Source organism: Croceicoccus marinus (genome assembly GCF_001661675.2).
In the GTDB taxonomy this organism is placed as follows: domain Bacteria; phylum Pseudomonadota; class Alphaproteobacteria; order Sphingomonadales; family Sphingomonadaceae; genus Croceicoccus; species Croceicoccus marinus.
Genome location: NZ_CP019602.1, coordinates 1,657,010 through 1,682,340 on the forward strand (window position 1 = coordinate 1,657,010; position 25,331 = coordinate 1,682,340).

Annotated in this window: 22 protein-coding genes and 1 tRNA gene; 11 read left to right on the plus strand and 12 right to left on the minus strand. The window is 65.3% G+C overall.

Annotation, left to right across the window (positions count from 1 at the left end):
• The first annotated feature begins 342 nt into the window (after positions 1-342).
• Complete coding sequence (gene gyrA / locus A9D14_RS07825) at positions 343-3,042, plus strand: DNA gyrase subunit A (protein ID WP_232468899.1); 2,700 nt, start codon at positions 343-345, stop codon at positions 3,040-3,042.
• A 36-nt stretch (positions 3,043-3,078) separates the two neighbouring features.
• Here the strand turns inward: gyrA and A9D14_RS07830 are convergent, their stop codons facing one another.
• Complete coding sequence (locus A9D14_RS07830; protein WP_066844960.1) at positions 3,079-3,753, minus strand: lysoplasmalogenase family protein; 675 nt, start codon at positions 3,751-3,753, stop codon at positions 3,079-3,081.
• An 81-nt stretch (positions 3,754-3,834) separates the two neighbouring features.
• On the opposite strand from A9D14_RS07830, the gene trmFO reads away from it, so the two are divergent.
• The gene (gene trmFO / locus A9D14_RS07835) at positions 3,835-5,217 is read left to right on the plus strand and encodes a methylenetetrahydrofolate--tRNA-(uracil(54)-C(5))-methyltransferase (FADH(2)-oxidizing) TrmFO (protein ID WP_066844961.1); all 1,383 of its coding nucleotides are present in this window, start codon (positions 3,835-3,837) and stop codon (positions 5,215-5,217) included.
• Positions 5,218-5,221: 4 nt separating this feature from the next.
• Here trmFO and A9D14_RS07840 read toward each other — a convergent pair whose 3' ends face one another.
• Both A9D14_RS07840 and A9D14_RS07845 read right to left on the minus strand, forming a co-directional pair.
• The gene (locus tag A9D14_RS07840) at positions 5,222-5,698 is read right to left on the minus strand and encodes an EF-hand domain-containing protein (RefSeq protein ID WP_066848592.1); all 477 of its coding nucleotides are present in this window, start codon (positions 5,696-5,698) and stop codon (positions 5,222-5,224) included.
• Positions 5,699-5,756: 58 nt separating this feature from the next.
• Positions 5,757-6,455 (minus strand): hypothetical protein, encoded by a 699-nt coding sequence (locus A9D14_RS07845; protein WP_083987774.1) that lies wholly within the window; start codon positions 6,453-6,455, stop codon positions 5,757-5,759.
• A gap of 115 nt (positions 6,456-6,570) precedes the next feature.
• On the opposite strand from A9D14_RS07845, the gene A9D14_RS07850 reads away from it, so the two are divergent.
• Genes A9D14_RS07850 through A9D14_RS07860 form a run of 3 tightly spaced genes read left to right on the plus strand, consistent with a single transcriptional unit; the run spans position 6,571 to position 9,024 of the window.
• Positions 6,571-8,061 (plus strand): pilus assembly protein TadG-related protein, encoded by a 1,491-nt coding sequence (locus tag A9D14_RS07850; protein ID WP_066844962.1) that lies wholly within the window; start codon positions 6,571-6,573, stop codon positions 8,059-8,061.
• The gene (locus tag A9D14_RS07855) at positions 8,058-8,573 is read left to right on the plus strand and encodes a TadE/TadG family type IV pilus assembly protein (RefSeq protein ID WP_066844965.1); all 516 of its coding nucleotides are present in this window, start codon (positions 8,058-8,060) and stop codon (positions 8,571-8,573) included. The genes A9D14_RS07850 and A9D14_RS07855 overlap by 4 nt, the downstream gene beginning before the upstream one ends.
• Positions 8,574-8,577: 4 nt before the next feature.
• Positions 8,578-9,024: a TadE/TadG family type IV pilus assembly protein gene (locus tag A9D14_RS07860; protein ID WP_066844968.1), complete on the plus strand. Its 447-nt coding sequence runs from the start codon at positions 8,578-8,580 to the stop codon at positions 9,022-9,024.
• Positions 9,025-9,105: 81 nt separating this feature from the next.
• On the opposite strand, the gene A9D14_RS07865 is transcribed toward A9D14_RS07860, so the two are convergent.
• The 3 genes from A9D14_RS07865 to A9D14_RS07875 form a co-directional block, all read right to left on the minus strand.
• Positions 9,106-10,494, minus strand: coding sequence for a pyruvate dehydrogenase complex E1 component subunit beta (locus A9D14_RS07865; RefSeq protein ID WP_066844971.1), 1,389 nt, complete (start codon positions 10,492-10,494; stop codon positions 9,106-9,108).
• The gene (pdhA, locus tag A9D14_RS07870; RefSeq protein ID WP_232468464.1) at positions 10,494-11,552 is read right to left on the minus strand and encodes a pyruvate dehydrogenase (acetyl-transferring) E1 component subunit alpha; all 1,059 of its coding nucleotides are present in this window, start codon (positions 11,550-11,552) and stop codon (positions 10,494-10,496) included. The genes A9D14_RS07865 and pdhA overlap by 1 nt, the downstream gene beginning before the upstream one ends.
• Before the next feature lie 166 nt (positions 11,553-11,718).
• Complete coding sequence (locus A9D14_RS07875) at positions 11,719-12,021, minus strand: FtsB family cell division protein (protein ID WP_066848598.1); 303 nt, start codon at positions 12,019-12,021, stop codon at positions 11,719-11,721.
• A gap of 474 nt (positions 12,022-12,495) precedes the next feature.
• Here A9D14_RS07875 and A9D14_RS07880 point away from each other — a divergent pair, with 474 nt between their 5' ends.
• From A9D14_RS07880 to A9D14_RS07905, 6 genes are all read left to right on the plus strand, one after another.
• Positions 12,496-13,611, plus strand: a complete 1,116-nt coding sequence (locus A9D14_RS07880; RefSeq protein WP_066848601.1) for a Gfo/Idh/MocA family protein — start codon at positions 12,496-12,498, stop codon at positions 13,609-13,611.
• On the plus strand, positions 13,611-15,905 hold the full coding sequence (locus tag A9D14_RS07885; RefSeq protein ID WP_066844978.1) for a glycoside hydrolase family 3 N-terminal domain-containing protein: 2,295 nt from the start codon (positions 13,611-13,613) through the stop codon (positions 15,903-15,905). Before A9D14_RS07880 ends, A9D14_RS07885 begins: the two co-directional genes overlap by 1 nt.
• Before the next feature lie 4 nt (positions 15,906-15,909).
• Complete coding sequence (locus A9D14_RS07890; RefSeq protein WP_232468465.1) at positions 15,910-17,259, plus strand: GntP family permease; 1,350 nt, start codon at positions 15,910-15,912, stop codon at positions 17,257-17,259.
• Positions 17,244-18,302 (plus strand): SMP-30/gluconolactonase/LRE family protein, encoded by a 1,059-nt coding sequence (locus tag A9D14_RS07895; RefSeq protein WP_232468466.1) that lies wholly within the window; start codon positions 17,244-17,246, stop codon positions 18,300-18,302. Before A9D14_RS07890 ends, A9D14_RS07895 begins: the two co-directional genes overlap by 16 nt.
• 102 nt (positions 18,303-18,404) lie before the next feature.
• The gene (locus tag A9D14_RS07900; RefSeq protein ID WP_066844983.1) at positions 18,405-18,842 is read left to right on the plus strand and encodes a DUF1810 domain-containing protein; all 438 of its coding nucleotides are present in this window, start codon (positions 18,405-18,407) and stop codon (positions 18,840-18,842) included.
• Positions 18,843-19,068: 226 nt separating this feature from the next.
• On the plus strand, positions 19,069-20,400 hold the full coding sequence (locus tag A9D14_RS07905; protein WP_083987786.1) for a TylF/MycF/NovP-related O-methyltransferase: 1,332 nt from the start codon (positions 19,069-19,071) through the stop codon (positions 20,398-20,400).
• A 117-nt stretch (positions 20,401-20,517) separates the two neighbouring features.
• Here A9D14_RS07905 and A9D14_RS07910 read toward each other — a convergent pair whose 3' ends face one another.
• The 6 genes from A9D14_RS07910 to A9D14_RS07935 form a co-directional block, all read right to left on the minus strand.
• Positions 20,518-20,700 (minus strand): hypothetical protein, encoded by a 183-nt coding sequence (locus tag A9D14_RS07910; protein WP_066844989.1) that lies wholly within the window; start codon positions 20,698-20,700, stop codon positions 20,518-20,520.
• A gap of 571 nt (positions 20,701-21,271) precedes the next feature.
• A tRNA-Met gene (locus tag A9D14_RS07915) sits at positions 21,272-21,348 on the minus strand.
• 126 nt (positions 21,349-21,474) lie between these two features.
• Positions 21,475-21,987, minus strand: coding sequence for a 2'-5' RNA ligase family protein (locus A9D14_RS07920; RefSeq protein WP_066844992.1), 513 nt, complete (start codon positions 21,985-21,987; stop codon positions 21,475-21,477).
• Between the two features lie 537 nt (positions 21,988-22,524).
• Positions 22,525-23,499 carry an endolytic transglycosylase MltG gene (gene mltG / locus A9D14_RS07925; protein ID WP_066844994.1) on the minus strand — a complete coding sequence of 325 codons (975 nt, stop codon included), beginning with the start codon at positions 23,497-23,499 and terminating at the stop codon, positions 22,525-22,527.
• 6 nt (positions 23,500-23,505) lie between these two features.
• Entirely contained in the window at positions 23,506-24,768 is a 1,263-nt protein-coding gene (fabF, locus tag A9D14_RS07930; RefSeq protein WP_066844997.1) for a beta-ketoacyl-ACP synthase II, read from the minus strand.
• 198 nt (positions 24,769-24,966) lie between these two features.
• On the minus strand, positions 24,967-25,203 hold the full coding sequence (locus tag A9D14_RS07935) for an acyl carrier protein (protein ID WP_047821044.1): 237 nt from the start codon (positions 25,201-25,203) through the stop codon (positions 24,967-24,969).
• Positions 25,204-25,331 lie beyond the last annotated feature (128 nt).

The window sequence follows — 25,331 nt, forward strand, 5'->3', positions numbered from 1 at the left end:
TGACAACCGGTTCGCGTCGTAAAAATTACCCAAACAGGCCGCATCAGTACCAAGCCGCGACTGAATGCGGTTTGAATGGCAACGCTTTTGTGCGTTCGTGGTGCCCCCTTTCCGGCAGCAGGGCGACCGGACGGCGGCACGGGCCGGATCATCTGTGGAAAACGGCCCCTCGCGCCCTGCGTAGGGCCGGCTTCGCTGGCCATAGGCGGCGCCCTCGCCTAGTCTTGCCGGCAGACACGACAGTCTCATGATCTTACCAGAGCAGAACCCGCAGTGAACGATATTACCGAGCTTCCCCCGCAGCCTGGCCCCGACATCGAACCGATCGACATCGTCGACGAGATGAAGACCAGCTACCTCGATTACGCGATGAGCGTGATCGTGTCCCGCGCGCTGCCGGACGTGCGCGACGGGTTGAAGCCGGTGCACCGACGCATCCTCTATGCCGCGCAGGTCGGCGGTTATCATTCCAACCGCCCGTTCCGCAAATCGGCCAAGATCGTCGGCGACGTGATGGGTAACTATCACCCGCATGGCGACAGCGCGATCTATGACGCGCTGGCCCGCATGACGCAGGACTGGTCGATGCGGCTGCCGCTGATCGACGGCCAGGGCAATTTCGGATCGATGGACCCGGATCCGCCGGCGGCCATGCGCTATACCGAAAGCCGGCTGGCCAAGGCCGCCGACATGCTGCTGGCCGATCTCGACAAGGATACGGTCGATTTCGTCGACAATTACGACGGTTCGGACCGTGAGCCTTCGGTCCTGCCCGCGCGCTTTCCCAACCTGCTGGTCAATGGCGCGGGCGGCATCGCGGTCGGCATGGCGACCAATATCCCGCCCCACAATCTGGGCGAGGTGATCGACGGCTGCCTGGCGATGATGGACAATCCCGCCATCACTATCGACGAATTGTTCGAGATCATTCCCGGCCCCGACTTCCCCACCGCCCCGCTGATCCTGGGCCAGTCGGGCGCACGCGCCGCCTATCGCGAGGGGCGCGGATCGATCCTGCAGCGCTGCCGTCACGAGGTCGAGACCGGCCGCAACGATCGCCGCTCGATCGTGCTGAAGTCGATTCCCTATCAGGTCGGCAAGGCCGGGCTGGTCGAGAAGATCGCCGATGCCGCCAAGGACAAGCGGATCGAGGGCATCTCGGACATCCGCGACGAATCCAACCGCGAAGGCATGCGCGTCGTCATCGAACTGAAGCGCGACGCCTCGCCCGAGGTCGTGCTCAACCAGATCTGGCGCTATACGCCCGCGCAGTCGAGCTTTCCCGCCAACATGCTGGCGATCCGCGGCGGTCGCCCCGAAACGCTGAGCCTGCGGGACATACTGCAAAGCTTCATCCATTTCCGCGAAGACGTCATCACCCGCCGCACCAAGTTCGAGCTGAACAAGGCGCGCGAGCGGGCGCATATCTTGCTGGGCCTGGTCATCGCGGTGTCCAACCTGGACGAGGTGGTGCGCATCATCCGCGGTTCCGCCACGCCGCAGCTGGCGCGCGAGACGCTGCTGGCCCGCGCGTGGGAGATGGGCGACATCGCGCCCTATATCCGCCTGGTCGAAGCGATCGAGGATCACGAGGACACGGGCGACATCGCCGATTACCGCCTGTCGGAGCGGCAGGTTCGCGCCATCCTAGAGCTGCGCCTGCACCGCCTGACCGCGATGGGCCGAGACGAGATCGGCGACGAGCTTGAGAAGCTGTCGGTCGACATCCGCGAATATCTCTCGATCCTGGGCGACCGGGTGAAGCTGTACGGCGTGATGCGCGACGAGCTGATGGAGGTTCGCGACAAGTTCGCCACTCCGCGCCTGTGCGAGATAGCGCCCGCCTGGGACGGTCTGGAGGACGAGGATCTGATCGAGCGCGACGACATGGTCGTGACGGTCACCATGGACGGCTATATCAAGCGCACGCCGCTTTCCACCTTCCGCGCGCAGCATCGCGGCGGCAAGGGCCGCTCGGGCATGAGCACCAAGGAAGAGGATGCGATCACCTCGCTGTTCGTGACCAGCACGCATAATCCGGTGCTGTTCTTCTCGACCAGCGGCAAGGTCTATCGCATGAAGGTCTGGAAACTGCCCGAGGGCGGCCCGACCACGCGCGGACGGCCCATCGTCAACCTGCTGCCCGCGCTCGATCCGGGCGAGACCATCGCCACCGTTCTGCCCCTGCCCGAGGATGAGGATAGCTGGGGCGCGTTGCATGTCGTCTTCGCGACCGCGATGGGCAGCGTGCGGCGCAATTCGATGGATGCCTTCACCAACATCCCGTCGAACGGCAAGTTCGCGATGCGCTTCGACGAGGGGTCGGGCGACCGTCTGATAGGCGTGGCGCTGCTCGATTCCGCCGATGACGTGCTGCTCGCCAGCCGCGACGGCAAGGCGATCCGCTTCGCCGCCGAGGACGTGCGCGAGTTCCAGTCCCGCACTTCGACCGGCGTGCGCGGCATGACGCTGAAGGACGGGGACGAGCTGGTCTCGCTCTCGATCCTCAAGACCGTCGAGACCGATGCCGAGACGCGCGACGCCTATCTGCGCGTCGCGCCGTGGAAGGACGAGGACGCCGAACGGACAGAGGAACAGCAGGCCATGGCCGACGCGGAGGAATTCGTCCTCACCGTCTGCGCCAATGGCTATGGCAAGATCAGCTCGGCGTATGAATATCGCCGCACGGGCCGCGGCGGGCAGGGTATCGTCAATATCGACAATATCGCGCGCAACGGACCGGTGGTGAACAGCTTTGCAGCCAATGTCGGCGAACAGCTGATGCTGGTGACCGACAAGGCCAAGCTGATCCGCATAAACCTCGCCTCGCTGCGCGTGCTGGGCCGCAATACGGCGGGCGTGCGCCTGTTCGACGTGGGCAAGAACGAGCATGTCGTCTCGGTCGCGCGCATCGACGAAGAGGAAGCGCCCGAGACCGAGGCCGAGGAGGCCATCGTCGAGGAGATGATCGGACGGAATGCAGAGGAAACGCAGCCCACGCCGACGCAGGACCGCGACGACGACGCTCCGACCGAGGAGTAACGGTATAGGCCCGGGCGGCGGCGTGCCGCCCGGCACTTACCTGCGTTCGCGCCGCAGCATTGTGACGACCCCCGTCGCCACCAGCAATTGCCCGCCGTAATAGAGCGGCCAGACCAGCTCTCGCACCGATTGGCCCACCGCGCCACCGCGATCGACCAGCCGCGCGTTCACCGCGATCAGCAGCAGTTCGGACAGCAGATAGAACAGAGCGCCCAGCCCGACGCGCTGGCGCGGAAAGCGGCTGAGCCATGCCATGGCAGCCATAATCGCCAGTAGCGCAGCCGATGCCGCGACTGCCCCCTGCCCCGTTTCGCCGACCATCAGGAACCACGCCAGCACCGGCGCGATCACCACCGCGGCAAGCCCCGCAGCCATGACGGCGGGCTTCACACCAGGTCGGTGGTTGCGCCAGTACAATGCGATCGCAATCAGCTGAGACAGCGCATGCGCCAGCCCGCCCCAGCCATATTCCAGCGTGGTCAGGCAATCGCCGATCGCCGCGGCCACCATGACCAGCGCGATCAGCACGCCGTCGCTGCCAAGCGAACGCTGCCACGCATAGACCGCCAGCAAGCCGACCGGCACGCCCCTCAACAGCAACTGGTATAGACCGGGCGTCTGGGTCCCCTCGATCGCCAGCCACCAGATGATGGCGGCCGCGATGGACAGCAGCAGCCAGGGGCGGCGTTCGATCAATGCGCGTTTTACCATCAGTGCTCCAACTGGCCGTTTTCGGTCGGGGCGGCCTGATTGCATTTGCCAAGCCATGGGCGCAATCGCTAACCCGCGCGCATGAGCACAAATGCACAACAGATCCATATCATCGGCGGCGGGCTCGCAGGGAGCGAGGCGGCGTGGCAACTCGGGCGGCGGGGTTTCAGCGTCCGGCTTTCGGAAATGCGCGGCGCCAATCTTCCCGGGGGCGGCGACAGGACCGACGCGCATCATACCGACGGGCTGGCGGAGCTGGTCTGCTCGAACTCGTTCCGGTCGGACGACGACACGTCGAACGCGGTCGGACTGCTGCACCACGAGATGCGCCAGTGCGATTCGCTGATCATGCGCGCGGCGGCAGAGGCGCAGGTGCCCGCCGGTTCGGCACTGGCGGTGGACCGCGACATCTTTTCGGCACATGTCGAAAAGGCGCTGGCCGAACTGTCCAATGTCACCATCGTGCGCGAGCGTGTCGATACGCTGCCCTCCGACGGGCCGACCATCGTCGCCACCGGCCCGCTGACCGCCGCCACGCTGGCGCAGAGCATCGGCGCCGCCACCGGAGCCGACAGCCTGGCGTTCTTCGACGCCATCGCGCCGATCGTGCACCGCGAGACGGTCGACATGGACATCTGCTGGATGGCGTCACGTTGGGACAAGGGAGACACCAAGGATTACATCAACTGCCCGATGAACCGGGAACAGTACCTCGCCTTCCGACAGGGGCTGCTCGACGGCGAGAAGACCGAGTTCAAGGAATGGGAAGCCAGCACTCCCTATTTCGAGGGCTGCATGCCGATCGAGGTGATGGCCGCGCGCGGCGAGGATACGCTGCGCTTCGGCCCGATGAAGCCGGTCGGCCTCGACAATCCGCATGCCGCGACGCCCGAGTTTCCCAAGGGCCGCTGGCCCTATGCCGTGGTGCAGTTGCGGCAGGACAATCGGCTGGGCACGCTGTGGAACATGGTCGGTTTCCAGACCAAGCTGAAGCACGGGGCGCAGAAAGAGCTGTTCCGCACCATACCGGGGCTGGAGAACGCCGAGTTTGCGCGGCTGGGCGGGCTGCATCGCAACACCTTCCTGAACTCGCCGATCCTGCTGGACCGCCAGCTGCGGCTGAAATCGGCATCGCATATTCGCTTTGCGGGCCAGATCACCGGTTGCGAAGGCTATGTCGAAAGCGCGGCAGTGGGGCTGATGGCGGGCATGATGGCGGCCAGCGAATTGTCCGGCCGCGACTGGCAATCGCCGCCGCGCACCACCGCGATGGGCGCGCTGCTGTCGCACATCACCGGCGATGCCGTGGCGGAGACCTATCAGCCGATGAACGTCAATTTCGGCCTGTTCCCGATGCCTGACGAGGCGGTGAAGAAGAAGGAGCGCAAGCGCGCCTACACCGACCGTGCCAAGCGCGATCTGGCCGAATGGCTCGGCCGCGAAAGGATTGCCGAACCGGCCTGACCCGTCAGCAGGCGCATTTGCTCGCGGGCTTGGCCGGGCGGCGCTTCGGCGCACTGGTGGCGAACTCCGCGGGGGTCAGGCGCTGGTTGCTGTCGCCGTCCATCTTTTCGAACCGGTCGACGGTGGTGACGGCCCATTCCTCGAACGTCAGCAGATTGTTGCCGTCCGCGTCGAGCTTGCGAAATGCCTCGACGCGGGTCGACAGCATCTCGTTGCGCGTGATTTCCAGATCGCGGTTGCGGTCATAGCGGAAGAAGCGCTGCTGCTCGCGCGTCAGTTCCACTGCCTTTGGCAGCGCCGGACCCTGCATGTCGCCGACATCGGCGGCGGGCAGCGCTTCGGGATCGGCCGGCCTCGCTGCAGCCTCCTCGGCCTCGGGCAGAGGAGCGGCGGGGCTTTCGACCGCCCTGCCCTGCCACCAGAACACGCCGATGGCGACCAGCAACAACGCGCCGAAAGCGCCAATCAGCATCCGATTCATATGCACCCCCTCCGGTCGTTTCCGCGACCGCCCATAAGCCAATGATGGTTAAGGAATTTTATCGCCCCGTAAGTCCGGCGCGCATGGCCGACAGGAAATCTCCGGCACCGCCGATGGGCCGCCGTTCCGCCGCCGCCCGTTCCGCCATCGCGCGCATGACCCCCAGCGGACGCATCGCCCGGTCCAGCCGGCCCGTGGGCTGATCGGCCGCGCGCAGCAGCGAAGTCGCCCGCACCCGCTCCTCCTCATCGGACAGATGGATGGCAAGATCGGCCAGCGACCAGCGATAGGCATGGCGCTCGATCCGTGCGCGATCGGCGGTGCTGCCGACAATTCGCGCCAGGGCAGTCATCGCTCGCACCCGCCCGTCTGATGCCGCGGCGAAGGACGTGACCGGCAAAGGGGCTTCGCCGACCATGGCTTCCCACCCGTCGGCCAAAGCAGCCAGCCCGGACCGCTGCGCGTCCCATGCCGACAGATGCGCCAGCAGCGGCTCTCCCACAGGCCATTCGCTTGCGGGACGCGCGAACATCTCGCGCCACCAGGCAAGGCGGATCTGCGCCAGCATGGGTTCGCTCGCCTGCGCCACGATCCGCGCCAGCCGATTGTCGAGATGTATCAAGGCTGCCCAGTGCGGACGGGCCGCCGCGGGCGCATAGGCCAGCGCCAGACGCAGCGGCGGTGCGAACTCGCCCTCGGGCGCGAAGCTATCTGGCTGATATTGCCCCGGTTTGTCGGTTAAGTTTTCGTTTACCATGTTTCTTGGCACCGTGCTTACCAGAGCAGCGGTACTTCCTGTCATTAAATTAACTGCAAACCCCGATTTCGCCGCCGCGATTCGGGAACCCATCAAGCAGGGAGACCGCGGTCTTATGACGAGCATCGAACCGGCACGCAAACGCATCCGCCGCCTTGCGGGTGCCCTCAGATCCTGCACGGCCAAATCCATTACGGCGGGCCTGGGCACAAGGCGCTTCGTGCGTGATCGCAGCGGCAATGCCACCATGCTGGTCGCCTTCGCGATGCCGATGGTGATCGGCGGCGGCGGCATGGCGATCGATTTCGGCCAGTACTATCTGTGGAAACGCGAACTGCAATACGCGAACGACCAGGCGGCCATCGCAGCGGCATGGGAAGTGCTGGACAGCGGCAGCACGGCGAAGATGACGGACCGCGCCAAGAACGCCTTTGCCGTGAACGAGCAGATCACGGCGGATTTCAATACCGATCCCTCGGTCCAGCTCGCCAACTATGCGGGCGGCGTCGGCAATTCGGTCATCGTTACATCCAGCGCGACCAAGCGGCTGCCCTTCACCTCTTTCTTCACCAAGAACGCGACGACCGTCAGCGTATCCAGCCAGGCTGCCTTCACCGGCGGCGCCACGATCTCGAGCTGCATGATCGCGGTGGACGAGCATAGCGGCGGTGCGGTGACGATCGGGGGCAATGCGGTCTTCACCGCGCAATGCGGCATCGCGGCGCTCTCCGATTCCTCGAAAAGCTGCACCGGCGGCTACGACTCCGGCGGCACGTGCCTTGGCTGGACCGGCGAGGACGCCATCACGGACAATGGCAACAGCTACGAGATCAAGGCCGGGTCCATCGCCACGGCAGGGACCGTCAGCGACACGCTGGCCGCCAAGGCGCAGGCCAATGGCGATACCGTCATCGAACATGCCACCAACCTGGCCGATCCGTTCGCAGGCATCGAACCGCCGTCCAGCGAGGGCGTGGGACCCGGCACCTATATATGCAAGGCGACGGGCAAGAAGACGCAGGCGACCATCGACGCCTTCAACGCGGGCAAGGCCGACAGCGACAAGCTGGTACTGGGAGTCGCCTATCCGGGCGTCTACGACGGCGGGTTGTCGCTGGGCTGTGACACGACCTTCAAGGGCGGCGTCTATTTCATCCGGGGCGGCACGCTGACGATCAACGGAAATCACACCGTGCAAAGCGAAGCCGGCGTGATGTTCGTGCTTGAGAATGGCGCCAATTTCAAGATCAACGGCGGCGCCGACATCAACCTGTCGGGAATGGACGAGGGCGCACTTCAGGACCTGGGCTATACCGCCGAGGAAGCGCACAAGATCAACACGATGCTGATCTTCGAAACGGCCGACAATGCCGCCAGTCATGGCAATACGCTGAACGGCAACAGCAATACCTTCCTCAACGGCGCACTCTATACCAAGAACAACATTCTCGATCTTTCGGGCACGGCGGACGTGGCCAACGCCTGCCTGCTGCTGGTGGCAAGCAAGGTTAACCTGACCGGCACGCTGAACATGACCAAATGGTGCAAGGATCCGCCGAACCATCCCACCACGATCATCTATGGCAGCGTATCGCTGGTGGCATGATGAAGATCGCGCCGCTCCTTCGCAGCCTGCGCGACGATGCGCGTGGTTCCGCCCTGATCGAGACGGCGTTCGTCGCGCCGTTCCTGGTCCTGATGAGCCTTGGCGGCGTCGAAGTCGCTAACATGGTCAAGCGCCAGCACGAGCTGCACAATGCCGCGTCCAAGGCGGCCGAGATCATGATGGCCGCCCACCCCGCGGACGAGGCGGCGCTGACCACAGTCATGCAGCAGCTTGCCGCCGCGATCCAGGCGGATACCGGCCTGACGACCACCGCCATCGGGGCATCCGTCGAACCGGACGAGACGAAGAACGATGTCGGCTATGTCATGACCCGCTATCGCTGCGGCAATGCGACCGATTTCAAGAAAGCGAACACGGGCTGCACCGACTCGCCCAATGCCGAGCGTTTCGTCGTCTTCCTGCTGCGCGACAGATATACGCCCGTCTGGACCGACTACGGCCTGGGCGACGATCTGCAGTACCGGGTCGAAAAGTCGGTACAGATCGGGTGATGCCATGACCAGCCAGATCCCACGGTTCCTGCAGCGTCTCCACCGCGACCAGCGCGGCGCGACCGTCATCGAATTCGCGATACTGGGACCGGCATTGATCGCGATGCTGCTGGGCGTGATGCAGGTCGGCCTCTACATGCAGGCCCAGAATGCGCTTAGCAGCGTGGCCGGCGACATGAGCCGCTACATGTCGGTGGAATACCAGAAGGATAACGAGATCTCGAATACGCAGCTCGAGAATCTTGCCTATACGCGCGCGATCTCTGCGCCCTATCTGCTGAACGGATCGCGGGTCGGCACGACAGCCATCAACGCATCAGCGCAGCCGATCGCCAACGTGCGCGAGATCGAACTGACGCTGACCTATCAGGTGCCCAACGTGATGGCTTTCGCCACCATGGGCCCGATGGAACTGAGCTATACCAAGTCGATCTTCGTCACCATCACCTGATCCGCTCGCCAGCGTCGGTGCAGGACCGAAACAGAAAGGCCCGCCAGAACGGCGGGCCTTTTGCTTTTCGTCGCTGACCGCTCAGTCCTTGTAGCAGACCTTCTTCGCGGCCTTCACGATGCGCTCGGCATCGATCAGTGCAAGCTTCTCAAGATTGGCTGCGTAGGGCAGCGGCACATCCTCGTCGCTGACGCGCAGGACCGGAGCGTCGAGATAGTCGAAACCGCGCTCCATGCAGATCGCGCTGATCTCGCTGGCGATGGAGCAGGCCGGATAGCCCTCCTCCGCGACGACCAGGCGGTTGGTCTTCTTGAGCGATTCCAGCACCGTATCGGCATCGAGCGGACGCAGCGTGCGCAGGTCGATCACCTCGGCATCGATCCCCTCGCCTGCCAGCTTCTCCGCCGCTTCCAGCGCGAAGCCGACGCCGATCGAATAGGACACGATCGTCACGTCCGACCCTTCGCGCATGATGCGGGCCTTGCCGATGGGCAGGACCCAGTCGTCGACATCGGGGACGTCGAAGCTCTTGCCGTACAGCAGCTCGTTTTCGAGGAACACGACCGGATCGGGCGAACGGATCGCCGCCTTCAGCAGGCCCTTGGCATCGCGGCTGTCATAGGGCGCGATCACGACCAGGCCGGGCACGCTGGCGTACCACGGACCATAGTTCTGGCTGTGCTGCGCGCCGACGCGGCTGGCGGCACCGTTCGGACCGCGGAACACCACCGGGCAGCGCATCTGGCCGCCCGACATGTAATTGGTCTTTGCCGCCGAGTTGATGATGTGGTCGATCGCCTGCATCGCGAAGTTGAAGGTCATGAACTCGACGATCGGCTTCAGGCCGCCCATCGCCGCGCCCGTACCGATGCCGGCGAAGCCATATTCGGTGATCGGCGTGTCGATCACGCGCTTGGCACCGAATTCGTCGAGCAGGCCCTGAGTTACCTTGTAGGCGCCCTGGTATTCCGCGACCTCCTCGCCCATCACGAAGATGGTGTCGTCGGCGCGCATTTCCTCGGCCATGGCGTCGCGAAGTGCCTCGCGCACGGTGACCGAAGTCATCGAGGTGCCCTCGGCGATCTCGGGGTCGTTGGCGCATTCCTTGGGGGCGGGCTTGGCTTCGGGCGGCTGCGCACCTTCCGATCCGGCCTCGCGGCCCACGTCCTTGCCTTCGCCCGGTACGTCTTTCACCTCGGCCCCGGCGTCAGCGCCGCCGACATCGCTGGCATCGCCGTCCAGAACGGCGATGACCGTTCCGACCTTCACGTTCTCCGTCCCCTCGGGAACGGTGATCGCGCCGACGGTGCCTTCATCGATGCACTCGAATTCCATCGTCGCCTTGTCGGTCTCGATCTCGGCAAGGATGTCGCCAGGCGACACGCTGTCGCCTTCCTTGACCAGCCACTTTGCCAGCGTGCCTTCCTCCATCGTCGGGGAAAGCGCGGGCATCTTGATCGCGGTTGCCATCAGTAGCTCTCCACCAGAACGTCGGTGTAGAGTTCGGACGGCTCCGGCTCGGGCGAGCTTTCCGCGAAATCGGCGGCTTCGTTCACTTGCGAACGAATGGTCTTTTCAAGCTCTTTCAACTGTTCCTCGTCAACACCGCGCTTCAGCAGTTCGGCCTTCGCAGCCTCGATCGGATCGCGCTTGTCGCGCATCTCCTGCACTTCCTCACGCGTGCGGTATTTCGCGGGGTCGGACATGGAATGGCCGCGATAGCGATATGTGCTCAGTTCCATCAGGACCGGGCCGCCGCCGCCGCGCACATGGTCGAGCGCAATCTCGATCGCGCCGCGCACGGCCAGCACGTCCATGCCATCGACATCCATGCCGGGAATGCGGAACGCGGTGCCGCGGCGGTGAAACTCGGTTTCGGCCGAGGACCGCGCTGTGCTGGTGCCCATGGCGTACTGGTTGTTCTCGATCACGAAGATGATCGGAAGCTGCCAAAGCGAGGCCATGTTGAAGGTTTCGTACACCTGGCCCTGGTTGGCCGCGCCGTCGCCGAAATAGGCAAGACACACGCCGCCATCCTCGCGGTACTTGTGCGCGAACGCCAGGCCCGCGCCAAGCGGAACCTGCGCGCCGACGATACCGTGGCCGCCATAGAACGCATGTTCGGTACTGAACATGTGCATCGAGCCGCCCTTGCCCTTGGAAATGCCGGCCTGCCGGCCGGTCAGCTCGGCCATGATGATCTTGGGGTCGATGCCATAGGCCAGCATGTGGCCGTGGTCGCGGTAGCCGGTGATCACGCTGTCCTTGCCCTCGGCCAGCGCCGATTGCAGGCCGACCGCGACGGCTTCCTGACCGATGTAGAGGTGGCAGAACCCGCCGATCAGGCCAAGGCCATACATCTGGCCGGCCTTTTCCTCAAACCGGCGGATGAGCAGCATCTGCTCGTACAATGCCATCAGCTCTTCGTCCGACGCCTTGTAGGAGCCAGCCTTGTCATAGGCCTCCTGCAGGCTGCGGAGCTTGAAGTCGGGATCGTCAGTCGGGGGCGTTACGCTATCGGCTGCCAAGTCGGATATCCTCGTCTCGCATCAGGGCTAATGGGGAGGATGCCCTGATTTCGCCGGCACGCTATATTATCACTTGGGCGATGGGTGCAAGCGATTGACCGGCAATTTGAAATGAGCATGACGAGCGGCGACTTGCAGAAATTGCATGCCGCGCTGCAACATCCGCTCAGTCGCGCGGAACCACGATCTCGTCAGGGTGCGCGACATTGAGGTTGTTGCGCAGCAATTCGCCGACCAGGTCGGGATCGGCATTTTCGGGATCGAGCAGTTCGACCCGGTTGGCGATGCGGTCGCGCTCGGCTCGCAGTTCGGTAAGCTGGGTCTCGCGATGCTGCAGCTTCTGGCGCGAATCCGCCCATGCGCTGACGCCGGTCGGCCCGACCAGTGCAAGCGCGGCAAAGGCGATGATACCGGCGGCCGCCGCGACCTGTCCCAGCCCGCGCCGCCGCGCCCGGGGAGGCGCGGCCACACGGCGCCCTCGGCGAACCAGGCTCTGGTCGCCTTTGGGTGCATCGTGGCCTGGATTCTCTCGATCGCTCATGAATTGCAGGAGAATCACACAAAGCCACCGGAATCAAGCGGCTTCCGGCGCTTTTGCCGCCAATCGGCGATCAAATGCGGCGAACAGGGCGCGGGGGGCCGGAATGCCATGTTGCTGACCGCGCGGATCGGCGTTTGCTGACAGTCCTGCTACCCCGAACGCGCGGGATGATCGGCACGCGATTCAAAGTCGAAGCCGGCCTGCCTGAAGATTCGCAGGGCCATCCCCGCACGGCCACCGGATCCGCGCCAGACAGCTCCGAATTGGCCGCCCTACCCCGCATGATCGCGAAATCCCCGACTTCCGCAGCGCCCCCTTTGCGACAGATACGAAGCATGATACCGCTACCATCGAACGGATGATGACGCCGGAAGAACCGGGTCGTGATGGGGGTCAGGGATGATGAAGGCAAATCGGCGGGATGTTGTGATGGGAATGGGCGCGGGCTTTGCCGCCGCCTATAGCCTTGGATCTGCAGGTAAACTGTCGGCCGCGCAGCCGCGGCGCAAGCTGGGCTATGCGATCGTGGGGCTCGGCTCCTATGCCACCAACCAGATCATGCCGCGGATCGGCGGCTGCGAACACGCCAAACTGACCGCACTGGTCAGCGGGACGCCGGAAAAACTAGCCCGCTATGGCGCCGAATACGGCATCCCCAGCACGCATCACTATAATTACGCCAACTTCGATTCCATCCGCGACAATCCGGACATCGACATCGTCTATGTCGTGCTGCCCAATTCCATGCACGCCGAATATACGATCCGCGCGGCGCAGGCGGGCAAGCATGTCATGTGCGAAAAGCCGATGGCAATCAGCTCGGCGGAGTGCGAGGCGATGATCGCCGCCTGCCGCAAGGCGGGCACCAGGCTGATGATAGGTTACCGATCGCAGTTCGAACCGCACAATCTGTATGCGATGGCGCTGGCGCAACGCGGCGACCTTGGACCGACGCAGATCATCACTTCGGAACATGGCTTCTATGCGCAGCCGAACCAGTGGCGGCTGGAACGTCCGTTGTCGGGCGGCGGATCGCTGATGGATATCGGGATCTACAGCCTTCAGGCCGCGCGCTATCTGGCGGGTGAGGAGCCGACCGAGGTCATGGCCATGGAAACCACCGACCGCAGCGACCCCCGATTCGCCACGGTCGAGGACCGGATCGATTTCCAGCTTCGCTTCCCCTCGGGCGTGATGGCAAGCTGCGTCAGTTCCTATTCGTCGAACCACAACAACTATCGCTTCCACGGCAGGGACGGTTTCCTGCGGGCCGAACCCGCCACTTCGTATGACGGACACCAGTTCTGGGTGCATCGCGATGGAGAGACTCGGGAAGTCGTCCTGCCACCGCCTCCCAAGAACCAGTTCGCGGCGCAGCTTGACCATCTGCCCGAAGCGATCTTCGCCGGGGTCGAGCCGCGCGCATCAGGCGAAGAAGGCCTGCGCGACATGCGGATCATCGAGGCGATCTACCAGTCCGCGCGCGAGGGCCGCGCCATCCGGCTCGCGGGATCGTGATGGTCAATCGTCGCAGCGTGCTGGTCGCCGGCACGCTTCTTGCCGCCAGCGCCCGCTTTCCCGCGCTTGCCGCTGCCCCCTCGCACCAGCTGACCGCCGCGCAGGAAAGCCGCATCGCCGCGCTGGTCGCCGCCATGACGCTGGACGAGAAGCTGGGGCAGATGACCCAGATCGCGGGGGGACGTCAGATCGCGCTGAACTCGCGGCTGGACGCCGCCGCGCTGGACCGCGTGCGCGCGGGCCGGGTCGGATCGTTCCTGCATGTCGCGGGGGCAGAGCCGCTATTGGCGCTGCAGCGCGTTGCGGTAGAGGAATCGCGGCTGGGCATTCCGCTGCTGTTCGCGATGGATGTCGTGCATGGCTATCGCACCATCTTCCCCGTTCCGCTGGCCATGGCGGCCAGCTTCGATCCCGATGTCGCACGTCAGGCATCGCGGGTCGCGGCGGTCGAATCGTCGGTCAGCGGGCTTCACTGGACCTTTGCGCCGATGATCGACATCGCGCGCGATGCCCGCTGGGGCCGCGTGGTCGAAGGGGCGGGCGAAGATCCTTATCTGGGTGCCCGCATCGCGGTCGCCCAGATCGAGGGGTTCCAGACAGCCGATCTCGACAACCCCGATGCGATGCTCGCCTGTGCCAAACATATTGGCGCCTATGGCGCGGCGATCGGGGGCCGCGATTATGACAGCGCCGAGCTGTCCGAACGCACCTTGCGGGAAACCTATCTCGCGCCGTTCCACGCTGCGTCCAATGCGGGCGTCGGCACGATGATGACCGCGTTCAACGATCTTGCAGGCGTGCCGACGACCGGCAATGCCGATCTGGTGCGCGGCATATTGCGCCAGGAGTGGGGCTATCAGGGGCTGGTGGTCAGCGACTGGAACGCGATAAAGGAATTGATGGCGCATGGCGCGGCGGCCACCCCTGCCGAAGCGGCCGCGCTGGCGCTGCGGGCCAGCGTCGACATGGACATGACCAGCGACACCTATGCCGATCATCTCGGCACGGCGGTGGCGGCGGATCCCACGCTGCTGCCGCTGGTGGACGAGGCGGTGGGCCGCATCCTTGCCGCCAAGGCGCGGCTTGGCCTGTTCGACGATCCCTTCCGTTTCGGCGATGCTGCGCGGCAACGGGTGGTGCTGGGATCGGCGGAGCACCGTGCGGCAGCGCGCCGCGCGGCGCAGCGCTCGATCGTGCTGCTGCGGAACGAGGGTGAGGTGCTGCCGATAGCAGCGGGTCGCAGGATCGCGCTGATCGGTGCGCTGGCGGACGATGCCTCAAGCACGCTGGGATCGTGGCGCGCCCGCGGCAGGGCCGAGGAATCGGTAACGCTGCGGCAGGCTTTGGGCGAAGCCGGGAACGTCGATTACGTACCGGGCGCCGAACCGCGCAGCGACGACACCAGCGGCATCGCTGACGCCGTGGCCGCTGCCAATCGGGCCGATGTGGTGGTCGTCGCGCTGGGCGAGGATTACGATTATTCCGGCGAAGCGCGCAGCCGGTCGGACATCACCCTGCCCGGCGCCCAGACCGCCCTGATCGAAGCGCTGCGCGCGACCGGCAAGCCTGTCGTCGCCGTGCTCATGAACGGCCGCCCGCTGGCGCTTGAAGACGCGCTGGCGGACATTCCGGCCGTGGTCGAGACCTGGTTCCTGGGCAATGAAAGCGGGCATGCCATCGCCGACGTGCTGCTGGGCCGCATATCTCCCGCAGGGCGGCTGCCGATGGGCATTCCGCGGCGCAGCGGGCAGATGCCGATGTTCTATGCGCATCCCCCGACGGGAAGGCCCGCGGACCCCGACCTGGCGGTGGACAGCGCGCGCTACCGCGACGTGGACATTGGCCCGCTGTTCCCGTTCGGCCATGGACTGAGCTATGGCCGCTTCGCCTATTCCGGGCTTCAGGTCGCGGCTCAGGACGCGGGCGAGGCGGCCCGCTATACCGTCGCACTGAACGTCAGGAACACCGGCACGGTCGCGGCGGACGAGGTGGTGCAGCTTTACGTCCGCGCGCCGGTTGCGGGACTTGCCCGTCCGGTGAAGGAGCTGCGCGGCTTTGCCCGCGTGCCGCTGGCTCCCGGCCAGTCGCGGCGCGTTACCTTCATGCTGGGCAGCGACCAGTTCGCCCATTGGGACGATGGCTGGAAGGTCGCCGCGGGCGATGTCGACATCATGGTCGGATCGTCGTCCGAAGATATTCGTCAGACCGCCGTGCTGACCGTGCCCCGGTCCTATCCGCTGGCCGATGGCGCAATGGCGGGGGCCGCGCTTCCCACCGATGTCACCATTGGATGATCCGGTGATAAGCGCGGGCACCGGCCCGGTCCTGCTGATCGTCGCGCTCAGCATCGCGGCGCTTATCGCGATGGTGCTGCGGCTCAAGGTGCCGGCGTTCATCGCGCTACTGGTGGTCGCGCTGGGCACCGGCCTGGCGCTGGGCGGCAATCCCGCCGACGTGATCGAGGCGGTTCGTACCGGCACCGGACAGGCGCTGGGCTTCGTGGCGGTGGTGATCGGCCTAGGCGCGATGCTAGGCGGAATGCTGGAAGCCAGCGGAGGCGTCGCGGCACTGGCGCACCGGCTGCTGTCCGCCTTTGGCGAGAAGCGCGCGACGTGGGCGTTGACGGCGATCGGCATCATCGTCGGCATTCCGCTGTTCTTCGACGTGGCGTTCATCGTGCTGGCCCCGCTGGTCACCACGCTTTCGCTGCGGGCGGGACGGCGCGTGACCTATTTCGCGCTGCCGCTGCTGGCGGCGCTGCTGGTGATGCATGCGCTGCTGCCGCCCCACCCCGGCCCCGTCGCCGTGGCCGAGCTGATCGGCACCGATTACGGACTGCTGGCGATGTACGGGCTTGCCTGCGGCATTCCGGCGGCGATCGTCGCGGGTCCGATCTTCGCCCGGCTGGCGCATGGCGCGCCGGGCTTCGGCGACCAGTCGCCGCCCCCGCAATTCGACGAGGATTCGCCCAAGATCTGCCAGATCGGTTTCGGCATGGCGCTGGCGGGCATGCTGGTGCCGCTGGCGCTGATCATGCTGGCGGCCATGGCGGACTGGCTGATGGATGACGGCCCGCTGAAACAGGCGGTCACGTTCATCGGTCATCCTTTCACCGCGCTGATCATTGCCTGCGCGCTGGTCGGCACGTGGCTACGGCTGGTGGCGGGGGCGCCGCTGGCGACGATTTCCGACGTGATGACGCGGGCGCTGGCCCCGGCGGGGCTGATGGTGCTCGTCGTCGGTGCGGGCGCTGCTTACAAGGAGGTGCTGATCCAGTCCGGCGCGGGCGACCGGATAACCGAGGTCGTCGCATCGGCAGATCTGTCGCCGCTGGTGTTCGCCTTCCTGCTGTCCGCCTTCGTCCGCGTGGCGCAGGGATCGGCGACGGTGGCGATGGTGACAGCCGCAGGTCTGGCCGCGCCCCTGATCGCCGCCGCAGGCCTGTCTCCCGGCCAGATCGCGCTGGTAACCGTCGCCATCGGCGCGGGCGCGTCGGTGGCCAGCCACGTCAACGATACCGGCTTCTGGCTGGTGAAGCAGTTCCTAGGCCTTTCAGAGGCGCAGACATTCCGGAGTTGGACCCTATGCTCGACAATCGCAGGCATCACCATGTTCGCCGTGGCGGCGATGCTGTGGCCATTCGCGTGACCCCGCCGGTGGCGGCGACGAGGCGCGCGTTGCTGGCCGGAATGGCGGCACTGCCCCTGGCGGCCTGCGCCTCGCGCATGGCGGGCCCGTCGAGTTCCGCTGCGCAATACGTCGGCAGCGTGATCCAGTACGATCCCGCGCTGTCCCGAATCATCGATCCATCGGTCCGGCCCGAAGTGCTGGCGACGGGCTATAGCTGGGCCGAGGGTCCGGTCTGGGTGCCCGCCGGCTATCTGCTGTTCAACGATCCCAGCAATAACGTGATGTACCGCTATGTGCCCGGCGGCGAGGTGGAGGAGTTCCGCCGACCGTCCGGACTTGCCGGGACCGTCCCGCCCGAAATCCGCGAGGCCGGCGCGAATGGCATGGCGATCGATCCCGCCGGCCGCCTGGTCTTTGCCGACAGCGGCACCCGCGCCATCGCCGCGCTGGATCTGGACACCATGCGCAGGACGGAGCTGGTGGAAACATATCAGGGCAAGCGCTTCAACAGCCCCAACGACCTTACCATCACGCGCGGCGGCAGGATCTATTTCACCGATCCGCCCTATGGCTTTGCCGACGCGGACAATTCGCCGCTGCGCGAGGTGAACCAGAACGGCCTGTACCTGCACGATACCGACGGCAGCCTCTATCTGCTCGACCAGCACCGCCGCCCCAATGGCGTGGCGCTGTCGCCGGACGAGCGCACGCTCTATCTCGCGCTGTCGGACGAGCAGCGGCCCGCCGTGCTGGCGTATACCCTTGGGGACAATGGCCGCCCGGTAGGGCCGCCGCGCGTATTCCACGACATGCAGGCGCAGTTCGACGCCGGCCTGCCCGGCCTGCCCGACGGGCTGAAGGTCGACAAGACGGGCCACGTCTTCGCCACCGGCCCCGGCGGCGTCCATATATTGTCGCCCACCGGACAGCTGCTGGGCATGATCAGCACCGGCACGGCCGTGGCGAACTGCGTCATCGGGCGGGGCGATACCGGCGGCGCGGCGCTCTACATGACCGCGCACACCATGCTGGCGCGCGTTCCCTTGCGGATCGAGTTGTAAGGGCACGCTGGCGCGCATCGTTCGCCGCGATCCCTGCGGCGATGATGCCAGCGCATCGGTCGCGCATTGGCTTCGCGGCCATGTGCTGGCATGACAGCATGGATGAGCAGCGATCCCTTTGACTTGAACCGCTTCGTGGATGCCCAGCAGGGATGCTACGCGCAGGCCCTGTCCGAAATCCGTGCCGGCGCGAAGCGCTCGCACTGGATGTGGTTCGTCTTTCCGCAGATCGCGGGCCTTGGATCGAGCATGATGGCGCAGCGCTATGCAATCGGTTCGCTGGCAGAGGCCGAGGCCTATCTGCGGCACCCGACGCTGGGGCCGCGCTATGAAGAGTGCGTGGCTGCGCTGCAGACCCTGAAAGACACCAATGCCGAGCGGGTCTTCGGCGGCATCGATGCGATGAAGCTAAGATCATCGCTGACATTGTTCAGCCATGCCGAGGACAAGCCGATCTGCGAAGCAGCCCTCCGCCGCTGGTTCGGCGGCCCGGACGACCGAACCGCCGAAATCCTGAGGCAGCAGTCCTCACCGCTATGAACGGTCGGCCGGTGGTGTTTCATGGGTTCGCGCCGGATGGCGATCGACCTGGCGCACCGATATTGTCCTCATCTTCGGCTTTGCGGCCGCTTGATGTCGGATCGGCTGCAAAGTAACGTATTCGCTGGGGCATGTTTCTTTCTTCGCCAGCCGATGATTTTCCCTGCTTCGGCGCCTGCTTCGTTCCAGGATGAAGACCGGGCCGCGTCTTTACTGAGGAATATCCATGAAACGTCCAAAGGGACTGGTAAGGCAGCTTAACAGCATGGTTGGGACAAGGGGGCATCTCGATACCAATGCGCTGAACCGGTTCTCCGGCTGGGCAGCGGCACGCAGCGGCAAGGACCTGCATATCGAGGCGTGGATCGACGGCAGGCTGGCCGCCTCCACGAAGACGGGCGGCGAACGGCCCGATGTCGAACGCCGTCTGCCTGGCTACAAACGCGCCCGGTTCAGCGGCTTCACGCTGGAGCTGCCCGAAAGCGCGATCAGCCAGGACCGGCTCGTCGACGTGAAGATCACGGCTCGCGCAGACGGGTCGCTGGCGCCCAAGGCCTGGCTGGGGACGGCAAGCCTTGCGGGCGACGCGCTTCTGGATAAGCTCGCTTCCGCCCCGCGGTCCGGCATCACCGGTCCTTTTCCTCCCGCGATCATCGACATCATCGCAGCCTTCGATCCCGATGTCACCGTCGACCTTTTGTCGCTGGCCGGGCAAAAGCGTTTCGTCGCCGCCTTGCGCAAGATCCTTCTCGTCCCGTCGCTGCGCGAGATACCGGCGCTTGCGGACTATGCCCGTTACCTGTCGGCGATCGCCGCGCATTTCGCCTTCGTCGACCGCTTCTTCCCCACCGCCAACAAGCTCGCGCGTCCCGGTTCGGCCGATTTTCACGGCAAGCCCAATTCGGTGGCCGAGATCATGTCGATCGCGCACCAGCTCTATGTGCTGAAAGCCCATGGCATCGAGGGCGACTTCGCGGAATTCGGCTGCTTCAAGGGCTTCAGCTCATCGATGCTGAGCTTTGCCTGCAAGCAGCTGGACCTGAAGATGCATATCTTCGATTCCTTCGAAGGCCTGCCCGAGGCGAAGCACAGCGGCTATACCGAAGGCGACTACGCGGGCAGTCTTGAGGAAGTGACCGAGAACATCCGCCGTCTGGGGTCGCTCGAACAGGTCACCTTTCACAAGGGCTTCTACGCCGACACCTTCCGCGAATACCGCCCGCCCCATCTGATGTGCCTGTGGATGGACGTCGACCTGGAAGTATCGGCCAAGGACATGATGGTCGCCGCCGACCGCCTTGACCCAAGGGCCAGCCTGTTCAGCCACGAATGCGTCGCCGACATGTTCGCGGATGGAGAGATCGCGAACGCGCCCCGGCCGGACAATCCCATCCCGCCCGTGCTCGATCGGTTCGAGGAACTGGGCCGCCCGCTGACCGGGCATCATCTGCACGGCCATACCGGCGCGTTCTGGCCCCGATCGGGCGGCATCCCGGTCATGCACCATGACGCTTTGATGGAATTGCAGCGCGTGCTGCAGAAAGAAGTGCTGAAGTAGGAGCGCATCGCCCCGCGGCCCGGCGCACGCCACGCATCGCGCCGCGGGGCCGACACCGCAGGGCCGCCACAGGCCGCGTTCCCGCGCCTTTCGCCTATTGCATCGACATGGCGATCTTCACCTGGTGAGCAAAACGTCGACACTGCCGTCGCTGACATGGACGATCACCCGCTCAGTCTTGCCGTTGAAGCCTGCCGGAGTTTCGTCGAGTTCGGACACTAGATCGCAGCCGACATCGGCGCTCTCACCCACGGTGAAGCGCGCCGATCTGCTTCTCGAACCTGCGTTCGCCGATGACATCCTCCCCCCATGCACAGCGATGCGGTGCCGCCCGTCGACCGGTCCTTCAAAGGTGGAGGCATGGCCGAAGCCGACATCGCCGAGCAGGATCAGAAGGACGTTCGGTGCGGCTTCGGGCGTTTCCGAACGTTGGCCGCGACCGGATGGGTATCGGTATGGGACCGCCCTATCGGGCCCGAAAAATGCGTGTCCGCCTGGGTCGGGAAAGGATCGTCCCGGTTAAGGTGCTGCCCCACATATGCGATTTTGCAATGCGGAGGATGACGCCGATCGATGCCGGCTTACCATCGGGTGAAGCCCCGAACTATCGAAGCGATCCGAAGCGTTGCCCGATTTCGCGGCACGAAAGCCGACATTCGCCTGCGCTCGGCTCAGCCTGCGAATCGCGGCAAGCCCGACCTGCCCCCGGCAGTCCCCATGCCGGAGAAGCGATGCGCGCGTTTTCTGGCGGTGATGGCCCGTCGTTCGAAGACGATCGCGGCCCGGGTCAGGCTGAGCTATGGCGACGTTTCCCCGCCAGTCCGATACACGACGACGGGAAGGCCGGCAGCAGCCGAAATATCCTGAAAAATGGTAGCGGAGGAGGGACTTGAACCCCCGACACGCGGATTATGATTCCGCTGCTCTAACCAGCTGAGCTACTCCGCCCCGAAGGGATGCCGTGCGGCCTGAAAACAGGCGCTTTGCAACCGGCAGGCGGGCCTCTTACGGGCAGCTTGCACGGCGGTCAATACGCCTTGTGAAGGGATTTCCACCGCTGCTCGCAATCCGGCTTCATCCCCCGCCCCGCAGCGGCCAGCGCCCCGCCTGTTCCCACGGCCCGCCCCGGTAATAATGGGCTTCAAGCGCGGGTATGGTGAAGTCCTTCGGCTGAAAATCCGGTGACAACTGCGCCTGCAGCGCACGCGCATCTTGGGGGCTCACCTTGTTTTGGATGGTGATGTGAAAGCGGGGGCGGTGCTGGTCCTGCGCGGTCAGGCAGCCGGCGAAGCGGTCCGCGATGATGTGGCGCAATTCCGTCAGCCCCTCGCTTTCCACCGCCAGCGCGGTGCCCCGCCCCAGTGAGACGATCCGCGAAAGCCTTGCCGCCGGCGGCGCATGATGGGCCGCCAGATCCGCCATCAGCGCGCGCAACTCACCCTCGATGGAGGGGGGCAGGGCGTGGAACAGCGTCAGATGGGCCGACAGCACATTGCGCTCGGGAGGGAAATGCGCGCGGCGCAGCGCATCGGCGGGACCGAAAACGGCAGGCGGAAGCGCGGCGGTGACAATGATGGGGCCAGACATCTCGCCACTATGCCAGCTTGGGGGAAATTGAACGAGGGGGAGGCGCCTGGAGGGGGGGGGGGTGGCGCCGCCCACCTCGTTCCTGCGGACAGGCTGATGAGCCGATCCGGTATTCGCACAGTCAGAAGGTCGAGATCGTCCGCCTGCTGTGACGATGAAACGCTATCGTTCGAATTTCCGTTCCGCAGCTGCGAACGCTTCGTCGCTGAAGCCGAACGCCTGATGCCCTTTGCTGCGGCAATTGAAGCGGGCGCCGCGAGGATCCAGGTTCGTGGGTGTTTGGCTGCCGCGGGCGTATCTGGTCGGTCAGAGCCTGTCCGCCGCAGCTTGCCGCCAATCTCGACGCCCAGGCGCAGATCGATCGGATAGCCGCCTGAAGGGTATGACCGGCGAGCCTGTCAGCCTATCGATGCCAGCTAGGCACGATCGACCTCTTGCTGCACCGCAATTGAGCGGCGCCGGTATATTGCAGCCTAGTGGCCGTAATCTCTGCCCACGCGCCAGACTCGTCGGCGCGTCAACCCCCGCGGCTGGCGCCTACTCGATCTCGCCGCGCTGGCGGCGCAGTTTGCGCCAGGCCGCGACATTGTCGTTGTGGCCGGCCAGCGTATCGCTGAAGGCATGCCCTCCGCTGCCGTCCGCGACCATGTAGATCGCGTCGGTATCCGCCGGATGCAGCACGGCCAGAATCGATTCGCGCCCGGGATTGGTGATCGGCCCGACCGGCAGGCCCACCATCGAATAGGTGTTGTAGCCGTTCACCGCATCGATCTCGCTGCGGCGGATGCGGCGGCCCAGCGGCTTGCCCCTGGTGATCGGATAGATGATCGTGGGATCGGCCTGCAGCCGCATGCCCTTGCGCAGGCGGTTGGAATAGAGCCCCGCGACCATGCGCCGTTCCCGCGGTACGCCGGTTTCCTTCTCGACGATGGCGGCCAGCGCGATCGCTTCCTCAGGCGTCGAAACTGGCAGGCCCTTGTCACGCCTGGGCCATTCGGCGGCGATGAATTCGCTCATCGCGCCCTGCATGCGGGCGAGCACGTCCGCCCTCGCCTCGCCGCGTTCGAAATCATAGCTGTCGGGCAGGACCGACCCTTCGGTGGGCACGGCGATCTCACCCGTCAGCAGCGGTTCGGCCATCAGCCTTTCGTGCACCATGACCGATGGCAGACCTTCGGGGATGGTGACGAAGCGGCGGATCACCTCGCCATGCTGCAGAATGTCCAGAATGCTCGCGGGGCTGGAGCCGGGGGGGATGGCGAATTCACCCGCCTTCACCGGATCGCCGCTGCCCAGCAGCTTGGCGCGCAGCAGGAACCCGTCGGAGGAGGAGATCAGCCCCTCCTCCGCCAGTTTCTGCGCGGTCGACGTCAGTGTCGCGCCCTGCGGCACGACGAAGCTGGTCGCCTTGTCCGGCCCCGCCCCGCCGTACCAGCCGGCCAGGAACCAGCCGCCAGCGCCCAGTGCCGCCAGCACCAGAACGGCGACAAGGACGCTCCAGCCGCGCTTCATGACGGTCTAGTCCACCGCCTTCATGATCAGCGAGGCATTGGTGCCGCCGAAGCCGAACGAATTGTTCAGCACCGCGCGCACTTCGCGCTTCTTCGCCTTGTGCGGCACCAGGTCGACGCCCTTGCAGCTCTCGCTCGGGTTATCGAGGTTGAGCGTGGGCGGCACGATCTGGTCGCGCATAGCCAGAATGCAGAAGATCGATTCGACAGCGCCAGCGCCGCCCAGCAGATGGCCGATGGCCGACTTGGTCGAAGACATCGACACGCCGTCCATCGCATCGCCGAACAGGCGGCGCACCGCGCCCAGTTCCAACTCGTCGCCCAGAGGGGTGCTGGTGCCATGCGCGTTGACATAGTCGATGTCGGCAGGGGTCATGCCCGCCTTCTTCAATGCCATCGCCATCGAGCGATAGGCGCCCGACCCTTCCGGATGCGGTGCGGTCACGTGATAGGCGTCGCCCGACAGGCCATAGCCCACGACCTCGGCATAGATCTTCGCGCCGCGCGCCTTGGCATGTTCGTATTCCTCCAGCACGACGACGCCCGCGCCTTCGCCCATGACGAAGCCGTCGCGGGCCTCGTCATAGGGACGGCTGGCCTTGGTCGGTTCATCGTTGAAGCCGGTCGACAGCGCGCGTGCCTGCGCGAAGCCGGCGATGCCAATGGGGCACACGGTGCCTTCAGAGCCGCCCGCCAGCATGATGTCGGCATCGTCGTCCTTGATCATGCGCGCGGCATCGCCGATCGAATGCGCGCCGGTGGAGCAGGCGGTCACCACCGCGTGGTTCGGCCCCATCAGCCCGTACTTGATCGAAACCTGACCGCTGATCAGATTGATCAGCCGGCCATGGACGAAATGCGGCGAGACGCGGCTCGGCCCCTTTTCGGCCAGCACCAGCGATTCCTTCTCGATCCCGGGAAGACCGCCAATGCCCGACCCGATCGAGCAGCCCGCGCGATACCGCATTTCCTCGGGCATGTCGGTCAGGCCCGCATCCTCGATCGCCTGTCCGGCGGCGTCGATGCCATAGACGATGAACGGATCGACCTGCCGCTGGACCTTGTGGTCCACGCGCTTGTCGGGGTCGAAGCCATATTCGTGGTCCGCGGGCTTCACCTCGCACGCGATGCGGCATTTCTGGTCGCTTGCGTCGAATCTGGTGATGGGGCCCGCGCCCGATTTTCCGGCGATGAGATTCGCCCAGACGGTTTCGACATCGGCCCCCAGCGGGGTGACAAGACCAAGTCCGGTAACGACGACACGGCGCATGGGTGATCCTTTCCTATCGGCCAATCCGCACGGCGGCGGACATCCTGCCCAGATGACGGACCGGCCTTCGGCCCGGACCGCCCCGAAACGCAGCAGGCCCAGCCACATGGGGCCGAGCCTGCCGGTTGCCCGCTACGTCCCCGCGGGGAAGCGCCGGCGATCAGAGCGGTACCGGCGCGGGGCCGGCCCTTTGCAGGCTTAGCCCTTGTGCTCTTCGATATACTTCACCGCGTCGCCCACGGTGGTGATCTTCTCGGCGGCATCGTCGGGGATCTCGACCCCGAACTCTTCCTCGAACGCCATCACCAGCTCGACGATGTCAAGGCTGTCCGCGCCCAGATCGTCGATAAAGCTCGCGTCCATGGTCACCTTGTCGGCTTCAACGCCCAGGTGCTCGACGACGATCTTCTTTACGCGTTCCTCGGTGTCGCTCATGAATAAACCTCTCGGTACTAAAACTGTCCCGCCCCGAGCGTAACGTGGCGGGATCGGATAAATCTCAGGCGTGGCCCTAGTCGGACTGCGCGCCGCTGGCAAGAGCGGCTGGCAAGCGCTGAACAATT